The sequence below is a fragment of the Kribbella sp. ALI-6-A genome (assembly GCF_001984195.1).
Lineage (GTDB): Bacteria > Actinomycetota > Actinomycetes > Propionibacteriales > Kribbellaceae > Kribbella.
In genome coordinates this window covers 41,535-59,000 of sequence record NZ_MTQN01000005.1, presented here as the reverse complement: position 1 = coordinate 59,000, position 17,466 = coordinate 41,535, and the positions used below count along the sequence as shown (strand labels likewise).

Here is a 17,466-nt window from a genome sequence, read left to right as displayed (position 1 = left end):
AGGGCGTGCCTTCCGAGTCCACGCCGAATGTACCCGGTGCCTGGCAAGCAGCCACGCCGAGTCAGCCCGGCGAAGTCTTCCACATCCGGCGTGTCAGAACGACCTGTCCCCCGGGCCGGGGCGACGATGGAAGCCACATGACCGACATGCTGAGCCGTCCGGGCGCCCGTGACGGCGGATCTCACCAGGCGCCCGGGCCCGCCCAGCCCGCGCCCGTCGTCCCGCCGCGGCCGGTGGTGATCGCCGCCGTGGTCGGAGCCGGTGCCTGCCTGCTCGCCGGTCTGCTGGCCTGCGCCGCCGTCGCCGTGATCGGCTGGCTGGCCGCGACCTTCGGCGGAGCCTCCGGCGCCGTCCGGGCCGGCGCCTCGGTCTGGCTGGTCGCGCACAAGGCCGGGGTCAGCCTCGACGGCAGCTCGATCTCGGTCGCGCCGCTCGGCCTGACCGCCTTTCTCGGCTGGTGCCTGTTCCGCGGGGGCCGGTTCACCGCCCGGATCAGCGCCGCCGACCGGACCAAGGACCTGCTGACCGCCGCCGCCGCGTTCGCCGGCACCTACGGCCTGGGCGCGCTGATCATCGCGCTGCTCACCTCCGAGGGCGGGCTGAAGATCTCGCCGCTGTCGGCCTTTTTCGGTGCCGCCTGCCTCGCGGCCGTCGCCGGGACGGCCGGGATCCTGGTCGAGTCCGGCGCCGCCGCGGACATCGCGGACGCGACGCCCAGCGGGCTGCGCGACACCGTGCCGGCGGCCGCCGCCGCGATGCTCACGGTCATCGCCGTCGCTTCACTCCTGTACGCCGTACTGCTGGCCGTCCGGTTCTCCCGCGTGACCGGGATGCTGGAGCTGCTCGACACCGGCGTCGTGGGCTCGGTCGTGCTGTTCGCGATCTGCCTCGGCCTGCTGCCGAACATGGTGCTGTACTTCGTCTCGTTCCTGGCCGGACCAGGCTTCCAGCTCGGCGTCGGGACGTCGATCGCGCCGACCGGGGTCGACGTCGGCAACCTGCCGGCCCTGCCGCTGCTGGCCGCCGTACCGTCGGACGGCGCGACGCCGGCGTACCTGTTGGTGCTGACCGCGATCGTGCCGTTGCTCGCCGGAGCCGTCGCCGGGCTGGTGGTGGCACGGCGCGGGATGGCCGCGCCGGAGTCCGACGCGCTGGGGTGGGACGCGTTCGCCCTGCGCGGAGCGATGTCGGCGTTGCTGGCGAGCGTCGGGCTGCTGATCCTGATGCTGCTGGCCGGTGGTTCGGCGGGTCCGGGCCGGATGGCCGAGTTCGGGGTCGCGAGCGCGCTGCCGGCCGCCGGGCTGCTCGGCGCGGGGATGGCGATCGGTGCAGCGGCCGCGGCCGGCGTACTGGCTGCTCGCCGCCCGGCCGATGGGAGCCCTGTGCCCGGGCGATAAGGTTTGGCGCGTGACAGACCCGGTTGCGCCACCCTCCGCTGCGCCTGATTCACGACGTGCACGCCTCGTCGTGCTGGTCTCCGGCTCGGGTTCGAACCTGCAGGCCCTGCTGGACGCCTGCCAGGATCCGGCGTACGGCGCCCAGGTGGTCGCCGTCGGCGCTGACCGGGACGGCATCGCCGGGCTGGACAAGGCCGAGGCGGCGGGTGTTCCGACGTTCGTGCACAAGGTCAAGGACTACGCCGAGCGGGCCGAATGGGACCGGGCGCTGACCGCGTCGGTCGCGCAGTACCAGCCTGATCTGGTCGTCTCGGCCGGGTTCCTGAAGCTGGTCGGCGACGACTTCCTGGCCGCTTTCGGTGACCGGTACATCAACACCCACAACGCGCTGCTGCCGGCCTTCCCCGGCATCCACGGACCCCGCGACGCGCTCGAGTACGGCGTGAAGGTGGCCGGCGCGACGCTGTTCTTCGTCGACGGCGGCGTCGACACCGGGCCGATCATCGGCCAGGTCGTCGTAGGCGTCGAGGACGACGACACCGAAGAAACCCTGACCGAGCGGATCAAGGAGGTCGAACGCCGCCAGTTGGTGGAGTGGGTCGGCCGCCTGGTCCGTCACGGCTGGACCATCACCGGACGAAAGGTTCGACTGAAGTGAGCACCGACCGCAGGCCGATCCGCCGGGCGCTGATCAGCGTCTACGACAAGACCGGTCTGGAGGAGCTCGCGAAGGCGCTGTCCGAGGCCGGCGTCCAGATCGTCTCGACCGGTTCCACCGCGAGCCGGATCGCCGCGGCCGGCGTACCGGTGACCAAGGTGGAGGAGCTGACCGGCTTCCCCGAGTGCCTGGACGGGCGGGTCAAGACCCTGCACCCGAAGGTGCACGCCGGGCTGCTGGCCGACGTCCGCAAGCCCGACCACGTCGAGCAGCTGGCCGAGATGCGGGTCGAGCCGTTCGACCTGCTGGTCAGCAACCTGTACCCGTTCACCGAGACGGTCGCCTCCGGCGCCTCCACCGAGGAGTGCATCGAGCAGATCGACATCGGGGGCCCGTCGATGGTGCGCGGCGCGGCGAAGAACCACGCCAACGTCGCGGTGGTGACCTCGCCGTCGCAGTACGCGGACATCTACACCGTGCTGGAGGAAGGCGGCTTCTCGCTGCAGGAGCGGCAGCGGCTCGCCGCGGCGGCGTTCGTGCACACCGCCGAGTACGACGTGGCCGTCGCTTCCTGGATGGGCAACGTGCTCACCGACACCAGCGAGGGCTCGAACTTCCCGGCCTGGATCGGCGCCGCCTGGGACAAGAAGGCCGTGCTGCGCTACGGCGAGAACCCGCACCAGCCGGCCGCGCTGTACGTCAACGGCCGCGGCGGCCTGGCGTCGGCCGAGCAGCTGCACGGCAAGGAGATGTCGTACAACAACTACGTCGACGCCGACGCGGCCCGGCGGACGGCGTACGACTTCGCCGAGCCGGCGGTGGCGATCATCAAGCACGCCAACCCGTGCGGGATCGCGGTCGGCGCCGACATCGCCGAGGCGCACCGCCGGGCGCACGAGTGCGACCCGGTCTCGGCGTACGGCGGGGTGATCGCGACCAACGCGCCGGTCACCGTCGAGATGGCCAAGCAGGTCGCGGAGATCTTCACCGAGGTGCTGGTCGCGCCGGCCTACGAGGACGGTGCGGTCGAGATCCTGCAGGCCAAGAAGAACATCCGGCTGCTGGTGGCTCCGGCGCGGGACTCGTCGGAGACCGTCGAGATGCGCCCGATCAGCGGCGGCCTGCTGCTGCAGCACAGCGACCGCTTCCAGGCCGAGGGCGACGACCCGAACGCCTGGACCCTGGCCGCCGGCGACCCTGCCTCGCCCGAGGTGCTCGCCGACCTCGCCTTCGCCTGGAAGGCCTGCCGCGCGGTCAAGTCCAACGCCATCCTGCTCGCCTCCCAGGGCGCGTCGGTCGGCGTCGGCATGGGCCAGGTCAACCGCGTCGACTCCTGCCGCCTGGCCGTCACCCGCGCCGGCGAGCGCGCGGTCGGCTCGGTGGCCGCCTCCGACGCGTTCTTCCCGTTCCCGGACGGCCTGGAGGTGCTGATCGAGGGCGGCGTCACCGCCGTCGTCCAGCCCGGCGGCTCGATCCGCGACGAAGCCGCCATCGAGGCCGCCCGCAAGGCCGGCATCACGATGTACTTCACCGGGACGCGGCACTTCTTCCACTGAGCCGAAACGGGTCAAGTCGAACAAAATAGAAAAGAATGCGGTGAGTGCCGGGCTGAGGTCGTCTCTCGACCTCGGCCCGGCAGCGGTTCGAGCAGCGGAACCGAAAGGACGCGGATGCCGATCGAGTTCGAGGCCAAGGTCCTGGAGATCGACGCCGACGGCATCCGGGATCGGATGGTGGCGGCGGGCGGCCGACCGGCCGGTGAGAGCCTGATGCGGCGGTTCGTGTACGACGTACAGGCGGGCGACACCTCACGCTGGATCCGCCTGCGCGACGACGGCCGGCAGGCGACCCTCACCATGAAGGAGATCGCGCACGACGGGATCGACGGGACCAGCGAGACCGAAGTGGTGGTGAGTGACTTCGCGACCACCCACGAACTCCTGCGGCGGATCGGCTTCGAGGCGAAGTCGTATCAGGAGAACCGGCGGGAGAGCTACGAGCTGGCGGGGGCGCGGCTGGAGATCGACACCTGGCCGCTGATTCCGCCGTACCTGGAGATCGAAGGGGACTCCCGCGCGCACGTGATCGAGGTCGCGGGACTGCTGGGTACCGGCGAGGAACAGCTGACCGGGGAGAACACGACGAAGGTCTACGCCCGGTACGGGATCGATCTGGGGACGATCGCCGAGCTTCGGTTCGGGTGAGATCGCCGATCCGACTTCGGTAGAGACATTGTCTAAAGGGGTGGGGAGGCCTAGGGTGAGCCGCATCTGTCCCTCCAAACCGCCCGTTGGGGGGCTCAATGTCTGTGAAACGTCGGAGTCTTGTGGTGCTCGCGGCCTTGGCCGTGGTGGCGCCGGTGGGGTTGACCGCGGTGCCTGCCGAGGCGCACGGCAGCGGCAAGCGTGTGGTGGGGTACTACACCCAGTGGAGTGGGTACGACCGCAACTTCCTGGTGAGCGACCTGGTGAAGAACGGCACCGCCGGCAAGCTCACCCATCTGAACTACGCGTTCGGGTTCCTGGACGAGCAGGGCAAGTGCGTGAGCAGCGACGCCTGGGCCGACTATCAGCGGCCGTTCACGGCGGAGCAGAGTGTCAGTGGCAAGGCTGATGTCGAGGGGCAGCCGCTGGCCGGCAACCTCAACCAGCTCAAGCAGTTGAGGCAGAAGTACCCGAAGCTGCGGGTCAGCATCTCGCTGGGCGGCTGGACCGGCTCGAAGTACTTCTCGAACGCCGCGCTCACGCCGGCGAGCCGGGCCGCGCACGTGAAGTCCTGCCTGGATCTGTGGATCAAGGGCAACCTCCCGGGTGCACCGGCCGGCGCGGCGAAGGGTGTCTTCGACGGTATCGACCTGGACTGGGAGTGGCCGGGCAGTGAAGGTGCCCCGGGCAACGTGATTCGCCCGGAGGACAAGCAGAACTTCACCGCGCTGGTCCGTGAGTACCGCAAGCAGCTCGACCGGATGTCCTGGCCGTTCCGTGGGCGCTACACGCTGTCGGCGTTCCTGCCGGCCGCGCCGGCGCAGATCGACAACGGGTTCGAGGTCGGCAAGATCTTCAGAACCTGACCTTCGCCACCACCCAGGGTTACGACTACCACGGCGCCTGGGACCCGGTGACCAACCAGCAGTCGGCGATCGACGGTCCGGCCGGTGATCCGTCGGCGGCCGAGTTCAGCTCGCAGGTGACGATCGACGCGTATCTGACCCGCGGCGCGCCACGGAACAAGCTGGTGATGGGCGTCCCGTTCTACAGCCGCGGCTGGACCGGCGTGACGAACCAGAACAACGGCCTCTTCCAGCCGGCGACCGGCCCCGCCCCGGCGACGTACGAGGCCGGTTATGAGGACTACCGGCTGCTGAAGGCACAGCTGTCCCAGTTCACCGTGCACCGTGACGAGAAGGCCGGCTTCGCCTGGCTGTTCGACGGGACGACGTTCTGGACCTGGGACGACCCGACCGAGATGAAGCGCAAGGCGAACTACATCAACCAGCGTCACCTCGGCGGCGCGATGATCTGGTCGCTGGACGGCGACACCGCCGACGGCGAACTGATCAAGGCGCTGCACCGCACGCTGCGCTGATCTCCGACCTCCACCACCGATCAAGCCTCCGCGCGGGACGCCCGCCCAGCCTGGCGCCGGCGCGGAGCCGAAGGTTAGTCGGTGGTGGAGGTCCGCCTTCGCTCGTACGATGTCGCGAGTGGACGTCGAAACCCTGGCCGCTCGCTTCAACGCGCACAGCGCCCGACCGATCGACCTCGGCTGTTCCGGCGCAACCGTCGTCCGCCTCGAGCGGGCCCGGGAAACCCTGTACTACAAGGCCGGTCAGGGCGTCGACGACGAAGCCGACCGCGTCGCCTGGCTCAGCGCGACCGGCTTCGGCTGCCCCGAGGTGGTTGACCGAGGCAACAACTGGATGCTGACCACCGAACTCCAGGGTCGCGACGCCTCACAACCCTGGCCGGCCGAGCAGCGCCCCGCCGTACTGCGAGCCGTCGCCGAGGGCCTGCGCGAACTCCACACGCTGACGACCTGCCCGTTCACCTCGCCGTTCCCCGGCGAGGCGACGGTCGTCACCCACGGCGACTACTGCCTGCCGAACGTCTTCGTCGACCCGGAGACGCTGCGGTTCACCGGCGTACTCGACCTCAGCCGCCTCGGCCTCGGCGACCCGTACGTCGACATCGCCGTGATGACGCAAAGCCTCTCCGGCACCCTGAACCCCCAGTACGGCGGCCCACCCGCCGCCCGCGAGTTCGCCAAGACCTACGGCGCCGACCCGGACGACGAGCGCATCCCCCACTTCATCGCACTCGACAACTTCTGAACGATTGGGCGTCAGCCGCGGCTGGACCGGAACGCCCGCCGGTAGGCGCTCGGGGTCGTGCGGACGGCGGCGTGGAAGCGGCGGCGGAGGTTGACGGCGGAGGACAGGCCGACCTGGGTGGCGATGGTGTCGACGGGCAGGTCGGTGGTCTCCAGCAGTTCGCGGGTGCGGGCGATGCGGCGGGCGAGGATCCACTGGCCGGGGGTGGTGCCGAGTTGTTCGGCGAAGCGGCGGGTGAGGGTGCGTGGGGACATCGCGGCACGGGCGGCGAGGTCGTCGACCGTGATCGGTTCGGCCAGGCGCTCGGTGGCCCAGTCGAGGACCGGGGCCAGGGAATCCGTTGACGGGGTGGTTTCGACGCGGTACTGGACCTGCCCGCCCTCGCGCTGCGGTGGCATCACCATCCGGCGGGCCACGCGGGCGGCGTACGCGGCGCCGTGGTCGTTGCGGACCAGATGCAGGCACAGATCGAGTCCGGTGCCCGAGCCGGCGCTGGTCGCGATGTCGCCGTGGTCGATGTAGAGCACGTCCGGATCAACCCGTACGCCGGGGAACCGCCGCTGCAGCTCGGCGCTGTACGCCCAGTGCGTCGTCGCGGCCCGCCCGTCGAGCAAACCCGTTGCGGCCAAGGCGAACGAGCCCGAGCAGATGCTGACCAGCCGTGCCCCACGCCGATGCGCTCGCAGCAGTGCCCGTACGACGGCAGCTGATGGCGGTTCCTCGATCGGCAGCCAGCCAGGGACGACAACCGTGTCGGCCCGGTCGAGCGCGCGCAGGCCGGACGGCACCAGCATCGCGTACCCGTTGGTGGTCTCGACCTCGCCGGGGGTTTCGGCACACACGCCGAAGCTGTAGTCGTCCCCGCGGAAGACCGAGGCGGCGCAGCCGAGTTCGAACGTGGACTGCGGCGCCTTCACGAGGGCGACGACCCGATGCGGTGCCATGGCAGAAAAGTACCTGATGACGACTTTCCCGACACTTCTCCGTGCGGTCCGCGCTGGCCAGGCTGGAGACATGGACTTCGAGTGGACCTCACTGAACGACGCACCGACCCGCGAGCTGTTCCCCGGCATCCGCCTGCGCTCGTTGTGGACGAGCCCGGCCGGCGCGTCCGCGCACGTGCTGCAGATGGATCCCGGCTCGACCTGGCAGGGCGTCGACGTGCACGAGCCGGGCCCCGAGGAGGTGTACGTCGTCGACGGCGTCTTCAACGACGGCGTACGGGACTACCCGGCCGGCAGTTTCATCCACTGTCCGGCCGGGTCGTCCCACGTCCCTCAAACAGCCACTGGCTGCACGATCTTCGTTTTCTATCCTGAGGGTTAGTTGGATTCCCGCAACTCGGTCGGCGCACCGTGCACCGCGGGAATCGTGCCGAGCTTGCCGGCCTGGAAGTCCTCGAAGGCCTGCACGACCTCGGCGCGGGTGTTCATCACGAACGGCCCGGCCATCGCGACCGGCTCGCGGATCGGGCGGCCGCCCAACACCAGGACGTCGAGGTTCGGCTCCGCCAGCGGCTGCGACGTCGAAGCCTGGGTCCGGATCGTGTCACCGGGGCCGAAGACCGCCAGCTGGCCCTTACGGAACGGGCGACGCTCGGCGCCGACCGTGCCCTGACCGGCCAGCACGTAGACGAGTGCGTTGTAGTCCGCCTGCCAGGGCAGGACCATCTCCGCGCCGGGGCTCACGGTCGCGTGCACCAGCGTGATCGGGGTGTGCGTCGAGCCGGGTCCGTCGTACCCGTCGACCGAACCCGCGATGACCCGGATCAGCGCGCCGCCGTCCGGCGTGGACAGCAGGGCCGAGTCGCCGCCGCGGATGTCCTGGTAGCGCGGCGCGGCCCACTTCTGCGCGCGCGGCAGGTTCACCCAGAGCTGGATGCCGTGGAACAGGCCGCCGCTGACCACCAGGTGCTCCGGCGGGGTCTCGATGTGCAGCAGCCCACTGCCGGCGGTCATCCACTGGGTGTCGCCGTTGGTGATCACGCCGCCGTTGCCCTGCGAGTCCTGGTGCTCCATGATCCCGTCGAGCATGTAGGTGACGGTCTCGAAGCCGCGGTGCGGGTGCCACGGGGTGCCCTTCGGCTCGCCCGGTGCGTACTCCACCTCACCCATCTGATCCATGTGGATGAACGGGTCGAGGTCGCGCAGGTCCACCCCCGCGAAGGCCCGGCGGACGGGGAACCCCTCGCCCTCGTAGCCGGTCGGCGCCGACGTCACCGACCGGACCGCGCGCTCGCGGGAGACGGCCGGGTCCGGCTGGTGGACGCGGGGCAGCACGGTGATGTCGCTGACGGTCACGGCGGGCATGTGAGGTCTCCTCGCTGAGCAGGTAGTTAAAGAATAAACTATCCGGCTCAACCGCGGCAAGACCACGAGCATTCCGGGGCCGGGCAGGTGCCACCCGCCCGGCCCGCGCAGTCAGTCGACGCTGACCAGGCCCTTCGGCTTGTTCGCCTCGTCGACGCGCAGCGACTCGCCCTCGATGTCGACCTTCGGGGTGATCTTGTCCAGCCACTTCGGGAACCACCACGCGCGGTCGCCGAGCAGCGACAGCACCGCCGGGACGATCGTCATCCGGACCACGAACGCGTCGATCAGGACGCCGATCGTCAGCCCGAAGCCGATCGTCTTGATGATCGGGTCGTGCACCAGGATGAAGCCCGCGAACACCGCCGCCATGATCAGCGCGGCCGCGGTCACCACCCGGGCGCCGTGCCCGACGCCGGCGATGGTGGCCTCGGTGGCGTGCTTGCCGTGCACGAACTCCTCGCGAACCCGGGACACGATGAACACCTCGTAGTCCATCGCCAGGCCGAACAGGATGCCCATCATGATGATCGGCAGGAAGCTGACCAGCGGTCCGGGCGAGTCCACGCCGAACAGCGCCGCGCCCCAGCCGAGCTGGAAGACCCCGACGGTGATGCCGAACGTCGCGCCGATCGTCAGCAGGAAGCCCAGCGTCGCCTTCAGCGGCACCAGGATCGAGCGGAACGCCAGCAGGAGCAGCAGGAACGACAACCCGATCACGACCAGCAGGTACGTCGGAAGCGCGTCGGTCAGCTTCTGTGAGACGTCCACCCCGATCGCGGTGTTGCCGGTGATCGACACGTCGGCACCGTTCTGCGACAGCGGCTTGAGGGAGTCGCGCAGGTCACCGACCAGGTCGGCGGTCTGCTCGCTGGCCGGGCCACTGGCCGGGATCACGCTGATCAGCCGGGTCGCGCCGTCCTGGCTGGCCGGTCCGGGCTGGGCCGCGACGATGTCCTTGAAGTTCTTCGTCAGACCGAGCACCTGGCCGACCAGCGCCTCGGACTGCTGGGCGCTCGGCGTCTTCACGACCACCACGAGCGGCCCGTTCGAGCCCGGGCCGAAGGCGGCCGCGGACAGGTCGTACGCGATCCGCTGGTTCGAGTTCTCCGGTGCGGTCGCGCCGTCCGGCATCGCCAGCCGCATGTCCTGCACCGGCAACGCCAGCGCGCCGAGCCCAAGGATGCCGAGGGCAACGATCGGGATGCGGAAGCGGGTCACCAGCCGGGCCCAGCGGAAGCCGAAGCCCTCCTTGGCCGCCGCCGGCTCGACGGCGGCGTGCGCGCCGTGGTTGCGCAACTTGCGCGGCAGCACCCGCTGGCCGAGGAAGCCGAGCATGGCCGGCAGCAGCGTCAGCGCGACCAGTACGGCGGTGAGCACGGTCGCCGCCGCGGCCAGACCCATCGCGGTCAGGAACGGAACCCCGACCAGGCTCAGCCCGGCCAGCGCGATCACGACGGTCGCACCCGCGAACAGGACGGCCGATCCCGCGGTCGCCGTCGCTCGCGCGACCGACTCCTCCGGGTCCATTCCCTCCGCCAGTTGCGTGCGGTGCCGGGAGCTGAGGAACAACGCGTAGTCGATGCCGACCGCGAGGCCGAGCATCAGCGCCAGGATCGGCGCGGTCGAGGAGACCTCCGTGAACGCGGTGACCAGGAACAGCCCGGCCATCCCGGCCAGAACGCCGATCAGGGCCGTCAGCAACGTCATGCCGGCGGCGACCAGCGAGCCGAAGGTGACGACCAGGACGACGGCCGCGATCGCGACGCCGATGATCTCGGTGCTGCGGATCTCCGGCGGTCCGCCGACCACGGCGCCGCCGGGAACGACCCGCAGATCACCCGAGCTGAGCGAGCTCAGTCCGTCGTACGCCGTGGTGGTGTCCTCGGAGAGCTGGTCCGCGGCCTGGCCGAACTGGACCTGGATCAGTCCCGTCGTACCGTCCGGGCTGATCGCCCTGGCGGTGTAGGGATCGACGGCGCCGGTCACGTCCGGGACCTCGGCGACCTTGCCGACCGCGACACCGACCGCGGCCTTCACCACGGGGTCCATCAGCGTCTTGCCGGCCGGCGCCTTGACCACGACGCTCGCCGACGCGCCGCTGGCGGCCGGCAGGTCCTTGGCCAGGGCGTCGAGCGCGCGCTGCGACTCGGTGCCCGGGATGGAGAACGTGTTCGAGGTCTGGCCGCCCAGGGTCAGCGCACCGACGCCGAGCAGAACCAGCAGGAACGTCCAGATCGCCGCGACCAGGCGGCGGCGCTGGTAGGAGAACCGGCCGAGCCGGTAGAGCAGGTTGGCCATCAGGAGTACGTCCGTTCGGATCGGCCGGTCGGGCGGGGGATCGGTGCGGAATCCGGCGTTTTCAGCTGCCGGACTGTGGACGGAGCGGGGTGAGCAGGCGGCGCATGGCGGTCTCGCAGAGGTCGAGCAGTTCGGCGTCGGTCCGCTCGCCGGGGTGACGGCACTCGCCGAGCAGTCCGTTGACGGCGAACTTGGCGATGTCCAGCTCGAGCCGGTCGGCACCCTGGCCGGCCATCAGCTCGGTGAGCTTGATGCCGTCGGCCACCAGTTCGTCGAACTCGGGCATTTCGTCCAGGACCATCAGCACGTCCTGCAGTACCGCGATCAGCCCACGGAACTCGACCGCGAGCCGGGCGAACCCCACGATCGCGGCCTCCTGCCGCTGTTCGGGCGGCAGCGCGTCGGCCTCGGCGACCAGGTCCTTCAGCGCCTGCTGGGAAGGCGCCAGCACGGCGGCGAGCACCGCGGCCTTGCCGTTGAAGTGGTAGAGCACGGTCGCCTTCGAGCAGCCGGCCGCGGTCGCGATGTCCTGCAGCGAGGTCGCGTTGTAGCCGTCGTTGGCGAACAGGGTCATCGCCTGCTGCACGATCTCCCGCCGGGTGCGCTCGCGGGCGGGGGTGCTTTCTGCCATGTCAGCGACTATGCCTGACCGATCGGCCAGTTTCCAACCGATCGGTCAGGTTTGTGGGGCAGGTCACGGACCCGGGCGGGTCGGGGCGGTGCGGACCGGGCGCCGGTGCCCGTGGCAGACTCCTGTCTTGTGACGGCTCAGATTCTGGACGGCAAGGCGACGGCGGCGGCGATCAAGGACGAGCTCAAGGTCCGGGTGGCCAAGCTCGCGGAGCAGGGCGTCGTGCCCGGGCTGGGCACGATCCTGGTCGGCGACGATCCGGGCAGCCGGGCCTACGTCGCGGGCAAGCACCGCGACTGCGCGGCGGTGGGCATCGCCTCGATCGAGATCGAGCTCCCGGCCGAGACCACGCAGGACGAGATCGCCGCGAAGGTACGGGAGCTGAACGAGAACCCGGCCTGCACCGGCTTCATCGTGCAGTTGCCGCTGCCCAAGCACGTCGACACCAACGAGATCCTCGGGCTGATCGACCCGGCCAAGGACGCCGACGGTCTGCACCCGGTCAGCCTCGGCAAGCTCGTGCTCGGCCAGGACGGGCCGTTGCCGTGCACCCCGAAGGGCTGCGTCGAGATCCTCCGCCGGTACGACGTCCCGATCGCCGGCGCGCACGTGGTCGTGGTCGGCCGTGGCGTCACCGCCGGGCGGCCGATGGGTCTGCTGTTCACCCGCAAGTCCGAGAACGCGACCGTCACCCAGTGCCACACCGGTACCAAGGACCTGGCCGCCGTGGTCCGGACCGGCGACATCGTGATCGCCGCCGCCGGGTCGGCCGGTCTGATCACCGCCGACATGGTCAAGCCGGGCGCCGTACTGCTCGACGTCGGCACCAGCCGCAGCGCCGAGGGCAAGATCGTCGGCGACATCGACCCGGCCGCCCGCGAGGCCGCGGCGTGGATCGCGCCGATGCCGGGCGGGATCGGCCCGATGACGCGGGCGATGCTGCTGACGAACGTCGTCGAGGCGGCCGAGGCGTCGCTCGCCGGGACCGGCACGGCCGGCTGATGGTGGCCGCCACCGAGCGACGCAGCGAGTGGCCGCTGGCGCTGTGCACCTTGTGCGGGCTGGCCGGGCTGATCGTGCTGACGTTCTACAACTGGCGCAACGGCATCCTGATCTTCTCCGGCAGCGTGCTGCTCGCCGGCCTGCTCCGCGCCGTCCTGAGTGACGACGTGGCCGGGCTGCTGCACGTCCGGGGCCGCATGTTCGACACCGCGCTGCTGCTCGGTGTCGGTGCCGCGATCCTGCTGCTCGGCCTGATCGTCCCGAACGGCTGACCGAAAAGGCACACCGCCCAGGGCGAACCATCTTTTCCTCCTTCTCACGCGTCGTACTCGTGTGGTCACCGAGCGGTGACGGAGGGGAGAGCGGAGATGGAACCCAGTAAGAGATGGTTGACGATCACAACCGGCGTCGTGGCCGGGGCGCTGGCGATCGGGTTGATCGACGGTCCGGGGGCGCGGGCGGTCAGCGAGCCGGATCAGCGGGCGTTGCCCTTGGCCACCAGTCAGCCGGGCAAGGACCGCACGGTCACGCTGGTGACCGGCGACAAGGTGGTGCTGCACGGCGGGGACCTCAAGCGGGTGACGGTCGACCCGGGGCCCGGCCGGGACAAGGTGGTGTTCAAGCTGCAGCGGTCGCACGGCCGGCTGTCGGTGCTTCCGCTCGACGTCAGCTCGGCGGTGACGTCGGGCAAGCTCGACCGGCGGTTGTTCGACGTGAGCGGCCTGCTGGAGCTGGGGTACGACGACCAGCGGTCGGCGACGATCCCGCTGATCGTCTCGGCCAAGGGGCGCGCGACGACAACACCGTTGCCGGGCGCAACGGTCCGGCGTCAGCTGCCGGCGATCGGCGCGACCGCCGTCACGGTGGACAAGAAGGCGGCCGGGCAGTTCCTGCGCACGAGCCGCGACGCGGCGGGGATCGACCAGGTCTGGCTGGACGGCAAGCGCAAGGTGCTGCTGGACAAGTCGGTTCCGCAGATCGGTGCACCGAAGGCCTGGCAGGCGGGCTTCACCGGCAAAGGCGTCAAGATCGCCGTACTGGACACCGGGATCGACCCGTTCCACCCTGACGTCAAGGGCCGGATCGGGGCGACGAAGAACTTCACCACCGACCCGGCGGGCGATCAGTTCGGCCACGGCACGCACGTCGCGTCGACGGTGGCCGGCTCGGGCGCCGCGTCCGGCGGCAAGTACAAGGGCGTCGCACCGGACGCGACGCTGCTCGACGGCAAGGTCTGCGACCGTGGCGGCGGTTGCCCGGACTCGGCGATGCTCGCCGGGCTGCAGTGGGCCGCGGTGGAGCAGAAGGCCGCGGTGGTCAACTTCAGCATCGGCGGTCCGGACACCCCGGAGGTCGACCCGATCGAGGCGGCGATCAACCGGCTCACCGCGCAGACCGGCACACTCTTCGTCGTTGCTGCCGGCAATGAAGGTCCGGGCGACGGGTCGATCTCCTCGCCGGGCAGCGCGGATGCGGCGCTGACCGTCGGCGCGGTGGACAAGTCCGACCAGCTCGCCGAGTTCTCGAGCCGCGGCCCACGCGTCGGCGACGGCGCGATCAAGCCCGACGTCACCGGGCCCGGCGTGGACATCGTGGCGGCCAAGGCGAAGGACGCCGTGATCGGTGATCCCGTCGGCCCGCAGTACCTGACGCTGTCCGGTACGTCGATGGCGACGCCGCACGTCGCGGGCGCCGCCGCGCTGCTCGCTCAGCAGCACCCGGGCTGGAAGGCCAGGGAACTCAAGCCCGCAGTGATGGCCTCGGCGAAGATCGTCGACGGACAGACCGTCCAGCAGCAGGGTGCGGGACGGGTCGACATCGCCAAGGGCATCACTCAGTTGCTCATGGCAACACCGGGAAGCGTCTCGTTCGGCACGGCGCTGTGGCCGCACGCCGACGACAAGCCGGTCACCGAGCAGGTCACCTTCCGCAACCTCGGCAAGACGGCCGTCACCCTCCAGTTGCGGCTCACCGCAACCGGTCCGGACGGCAAGCCGGCCCCCGCGACCGCGATGAAGCTCGGCGCGCAGAGCGTCACGGTGCCCGCCGGTGGCACCGCCTCCGTCGCTGTCACCTCCGACACCCGTCACCAGGGCACCGACGGCCAGTACGCCGGCCGCCTGGTCGCGACCGGCGCAGGCAGCAGCCTGAGCGTCCCGCTGGCCGCCGAGAAGGAGGTCGAGAGCTACGACGTCACCGTCAAGCACCTCGGCCCGGACGGCAAGGGCACCGGCGCGAACTACACGACGATGGTCGGCCTCACCGGCAACCGATTCGTCGAGGTGCTGACCGACGCCCAGGGCACCGCGCGGTTGCGGCTGCCGAAGGGCGAGTACTTCGTCGACGGCAACCTGACGGCCGCCGGGCAACGCGTGTACCAGCTGGTCTGGCCGAAGCTGGTGGTCGACCGTGCGACAACCGTCGCGGTCGACGCGCGAAAGGCCGGTCCGCTGCGGATCACCGTGCCGCGGTCCGACGCGCGCCTGGCCCGGGTCGACGTGGGTTATGAGCGGCCGATCGGCGAGTACGTCCACGGCAACTCCACCTCCGCCGACGCGCTCGACCGGATCTTCGTCGCCTCGATGGGACCGTCGGTGGCCAAGGGTGAGATGGCGTCGTTCGTCAGCTCCCGCTGGGGTGTGCCGGGCCGCAACGGCGACTTCCACAACACGCCGTACACCTACGACCTGCTCCAGGGCCGGACCGGCAGCTACTTCACCGGCTACCAGCGGACAGTGCACGACCACGAGCTCGCGAAGCTGACGACGCAGTACGTCGCCGACCACGCCGGTCAGAAAGTGTTCGACGAGCGCTTCGGCACCTTTGCGTCGATGTACGCGAGCTCGTCGGGCCGGCCGATCTCGTACGACGTACCGCGCCGGGTCACGCACTTCGTCGACGCCAAGGACGTCACCTGGGCCGCACAGGTGAACACGTTCGTCGCCGACGGTGAGTACTACCTCTTCCCGCTCTCGCTGTCGTACACCGGCAAAACGTTCCGGCCGGGTTTGCCGTACGGCGAACGCTGGGGCGCGGCGGTCGCCACGATGGACGCGGGCGGTGGCGGCGTCTACCGCCAGGGCAACTCGATGGACTTCTTCCTGTTCCCGAACGGTGACGGCGACGGCCACGACGGCCAGTCGGACGAAGTCGGGCCAGGCAGCGGCACGAAGGTCTTCCGGGACGGCAAGCTGCTCGACCAGTCGACCGTGCCCGGTCAGCTCTGGCTGGAGAATGTGCCGGCCGCCAAGGCGGCGTACCGGTTGGAGATCGTGCAGACCCGGCCGATGCTGCAGCTCGCGAACCGGATGGAAGGCGTCTGGACCTTCAGCTCGCAGGACACCGGTGAGGACAAGGAGCTGCTGCCGTTGAAGACCGTGCGGTTCACGCCGCGAGTGGACGAGTGGAACGCGGTCAAGCGGCTGCCGATCAGCGTCCTGGACCTCACCGTCACGAGCGCGCCTGGCGCGAAGGTCACCCGGGTTGAGTCGGTCGTCGTCCAGGTGTCGGGTGACGGCGGCAAGACCTGGCAGCGGGCGAGTGTGCTGCCGGCCGGGAAGAACAAGTACAAGGTGGTCTTCACGACGCCGGCCGGGGCGAAGCTGGTCTCGCTGAAGTCCCGGGTCGTCGACCAGGACGGCAACACCGCCACCCAGACCGTGCTGAACGCCTACCGCCTGCGCTGAAAACACGTGCGTCCGAAGAACCGTGCGCTACAGCGCACGGTTCTTCGGACGCGAACGAAAGGCGGTGCGTCAGCCGATCAGGCCGAGGGCCTTGACCGCGTCGCGCTCCTCGCCGAGCTCGGTGGTGCTGGCGTCGATCCGGGCGCGGGAGAAGTCGTTGATCTCCAGGCCCTGGACGATCTCCCAGTTGCCGTCCTTGGTGGTCACCGGGAACGACGAGATCAGGCCCTCCGGTACGCCGTACGAACCGTCGGACACGACCGCCATCGACAGCCAGTCGCCGTCGGCCGAGCCGCGCAGCCAGTCGCGGGTGTGGTCGATCGTGGCGGCCGCGGCCGAGGCGGCCGAGGAGGCGCCGCGGGCCTCGATGATCGCCGCGCCGCGCTTCTGCACGGTCGGGATGAAGTCGTTCTCCAGCCAGGCCTGGTCGTTGACGACCTCGGCCGCGTTCTTGCCGGCCACCTCGGCGTGGAAGATGTCCGGGTACTGGGTGGCCGAGTGGTTGCCCCAGATGGTCAGCTTCTTCAGGTCGTTCACGTGCGTGCCGGTCTTCTTGGCCAGCTGCGCGAGCGCCCGGTTGTGGTCCAGCCGGGTCAGCGCGGAGAACCGCTCGGCCGGGATGTCCGGCGCGTTCGACTTGGCGATCAGCGCGTTGGTGTTGGCCGGGTTGCCGGTGACGGTGATCCGGATGTCGTCGGCGGCGTGGTCGTTGAGCGCCTTGCCCTGGCCGGTGAAGATCGCGCCGTTGGCCTCGAGCAGGTCGCCGCGCTCCATGCCCTTGGTCCGCGGCCGGGCGCCGACCAGCAGGGCGACGTTCGCGCCGTCGAAGATGGCGTTCGGGTCGTCGCCGATCTCGACGCCGGCCAGCGTCGGGAACGCACTGTCCTCGAGTTCCATCACGACCCCCTCGAGCGCCTTCAGCGCCGGGGTGATCTCCAGCAGCCGCAGCTCGACCGGGGTGTCCGGGCCCAGCAGCGCACCGCTCGCGATCCGGAACAGCAGGCTGTAACCGATCTGGCCGGCGGCGCCGGTGACGGCCACCTTCACGGGGGTAGTGCTCACGACACGCTCCTTGGAGAACTCGACTGGCTGACTACTTCGGACGCTAGCAACCCCCGCGCCCGCTGGCGACGGTGGGGCCGGTGATTCCTG

General features: G+C 70.3%; 14 protein-coding genes and 1 pseudogene. 10 read left to right on the top strand and 5 right to left on the bottom strand.

Features of this window, described 5'->3' with window-relative positions; all coding sequences use genetic code 11:
* Positions 1 to 137 precede the first annotated feature (137 nt).
* From BWI15_RS01670 to BWI15_RS01645, 6 genes and pseudogenes are all read left to right on the top strand, one after another.
* Entirely contained in the window at positions 138 to 1,397 is a 1,260-nt protein-coding gene (locus BWI15_RS01670) for a cell division protein PerM (protein WP_077012471.1), read from the top strand.
* A gap of 10 nt (positions 1,398 to 1,407) precedes the next feature.
* The gene (gene purN, locus BWI15_RS01665) at positions 1,408 to 2,055 is read left to right on the top strand and encodes a phosphoribosylglycinamide formyltransferase (RefSeq protein ID WP_077012624.1); all 648 of its coding nucleotides are present in this window, start codon (positions 1,408 to 1,410) and stop codon (positions 2,053 to 2,055) included.
* On the top strand, positions 2,052 to 3,611 hold the full coding sequence (gene purH, locus BWI15_RS01660) for a bifunctional phosphoribosylaminoimidazolecarboxamide formyltransferase/IMP cyclohydrolase (protein ID WP_077012470.1): 1,560 nt from the start codon (positions 2,052 to 2,054) through the stop codon (positions 3,609 to 3,611). Before purN ends, purH begins: the two co-directional genes overlap by 4 nt.
* Positions 3,612 to 3,725: 114 nt before the next feature.
* Positions 3,726 to 4,259: a class IV adenylate cyclase gene (locus BWI15_RS01655; protein ID WP_077012469.1), complete on the top strand. Its 534-nt coding sequence runs from the start codon at positions 3,726 to 3,728 to the stop codon at positions 4,257 to 4,259.
* Between the two features lie 98 nt (positions 4,260 to 4,357).
* Positions 4,358 to 5,640, top strand: a pseudogene (locus tag BWI15_RS01650) (glycoside hydrolase family 18 protein).
* Positions 5,641 to 5,758: 118 nt separating this feature from the next.
* Positions 5,759 to 6,385, top strand: coding sequence for a phosphotransferase (locus BWI15_RS01645; protein WP_077012468.1), 627 nt, complete (start codon positions 5,759 to 5,761; stop codon positions 6,383 to 6,385).
* 11 nt (positions 6,386 to 6,396) lie between these two features.
* On the opposite strand, the gene BWI15_RS01640 is transcribed toward BWI15_RS01645, so the two are convergent.
* On the bottom strand, positions 6,397 to 7,329 hold the full coding sequence (locus tag BWI15_RS01640) for a helix-turn-helix domain-containing protein (protein ID WP_077012467.1): 933 nt from the start codon (positions 7,327 to 7,329) through the stop codon (positions 6,397 to 6,399).
* A 70-nt stretch (positions 7,330 to 7,399) separates the two neighbouring features.
* Between BWI15_RS01640 and BWI15_RS01635 the strand changes: the two genes are divergently transcribed.
* The gene (locus BWI15_RS01635; protein ID WP_077012466.1) at positions 7,400 to 7,711 is read left to right on the top strand and encodes a cupin domain-containing protein; all 312 of its coding nucleotides are present in this window, start codon (positions 7,400 to 7,402) and stop codon (positions 7,709 to 7,711) included.
* Here BWI15_RS01635 and BWI15_RS01630 read toward each other — a convergent pair.
* The 3 genes from BWI15_RS01630 to BWI15_RS01620 form a co-directional block, all read right to left on the bottom strand.
* Positions 7,708 to 8,694: a pirin family protein gene (locus BWI15_RS01630; protein WP_077012465.1), complete on the bottom strand. Its 987-nt coding sequence runs from the start codon at positions 8,692 to 8,694 to the stop codon at positions 7,708 to 7,710. The two genes, BWI15_RS01635 and BWI15_RS01630, sit on opposite strands and share 4 nt — an antisense overlap.
* Before the next feature lie 111 nt (positions 8,695 to 8,805).
* Positions 8,806 to 10,995 carry an MMPL family transporter gene (locus BWI15_RS01625; RefSeq protein WP_077012464.1) on the bottom strand — a complete coding sequence of 730 codons (2,190 nt, stop codon included), beginning with the start codon at positions 10,993 to 10,995 and terminating at the stop codon, positions 8,806 to 8,808.
* Between the two features lie 61 nt (positions 10,996 to 11,056).
* On the bottom strand, positions 11,057 to 11,626 hold the full coding sequence (locus BWI15_RS01620; RefSeq protein WP_077012463.1) for a TetR/AcrR family transcriptional regulator: 570 nt from the start codon (positions 11,624 to 11,626) through the stop codon (positions 11,057 to 11,059).
* Between the two features lie 129 nt (positions 11,627 to 11,755).
* Here BWI15_RS01620 and BWI15_RS01615 point away from each other — a divergent pair, with 129 nt between their 5' ends.
* From BWI15_RS01615 to BWI15_RS01605, 3 genes are all read left to right on the top strand, one after another.
* Positions 11,756 to 12,628, top strand: a complete 873-nt coding sequence (locus tag BWI15_RS01615) for a bifunctional methylenetetrahydrofolate dehydrogenase/methenyltetrahydrofolate cyclohydrolase (RefSeq protein ID WP_077012462.1) — start codon at positions 11,756 to 11,758, stop codon at positions 12,626 to 12,628.
* Positions 12,628 to 12,900 (top strand): DUF3017 domain-containing protein, encoded by a 273-nt coding sequence (locus BWI15_RS01610; protein WP_077012461.1) that lies wholly within the window; start codon positions 12,628 to 12,630, stop codon positions 12,898 to 12,900. The genes BWI15_RS01615 and BWI15_RS01610 overlap by 1 nt, the downstream gene beginning before the upstream one ends.
* 117 nt (positions 12,901 to 13,017) lie before the next feature.
* Positions 13,018 to 16,314, top strand: a complete 3,297-nt coding sequence (locus BWI15_RS01605) for a S8 family serine peptidase (protein ID WP_168197248.1) — start codon at positions 13,018 to 13,020, stop codon at positions 16,312 to 16,314.
* A 69-nt stretch (positions 16,315 to 16,383) separates the two neighbouring features.
* Here BWI15_RS01605 and BWI15_RS01600 read toward each other — a convergent pair whose 3' ends face one another.
* The gene (locus BWI15_RS01600; RefSeq protein ID WP_077012459.1) at positions 16,384 to 17,376 is read right to left on the bottom strand and encodes a malate dehydrogenase; all 993 of its coding nucleotides are present in this window, start codon (positions 17,374 to 17,376) and stop codon (positions 16,384 to 16,386) included.
* Positions 17,377 to 17,466 lie beyond the last annotated feature (90 nt).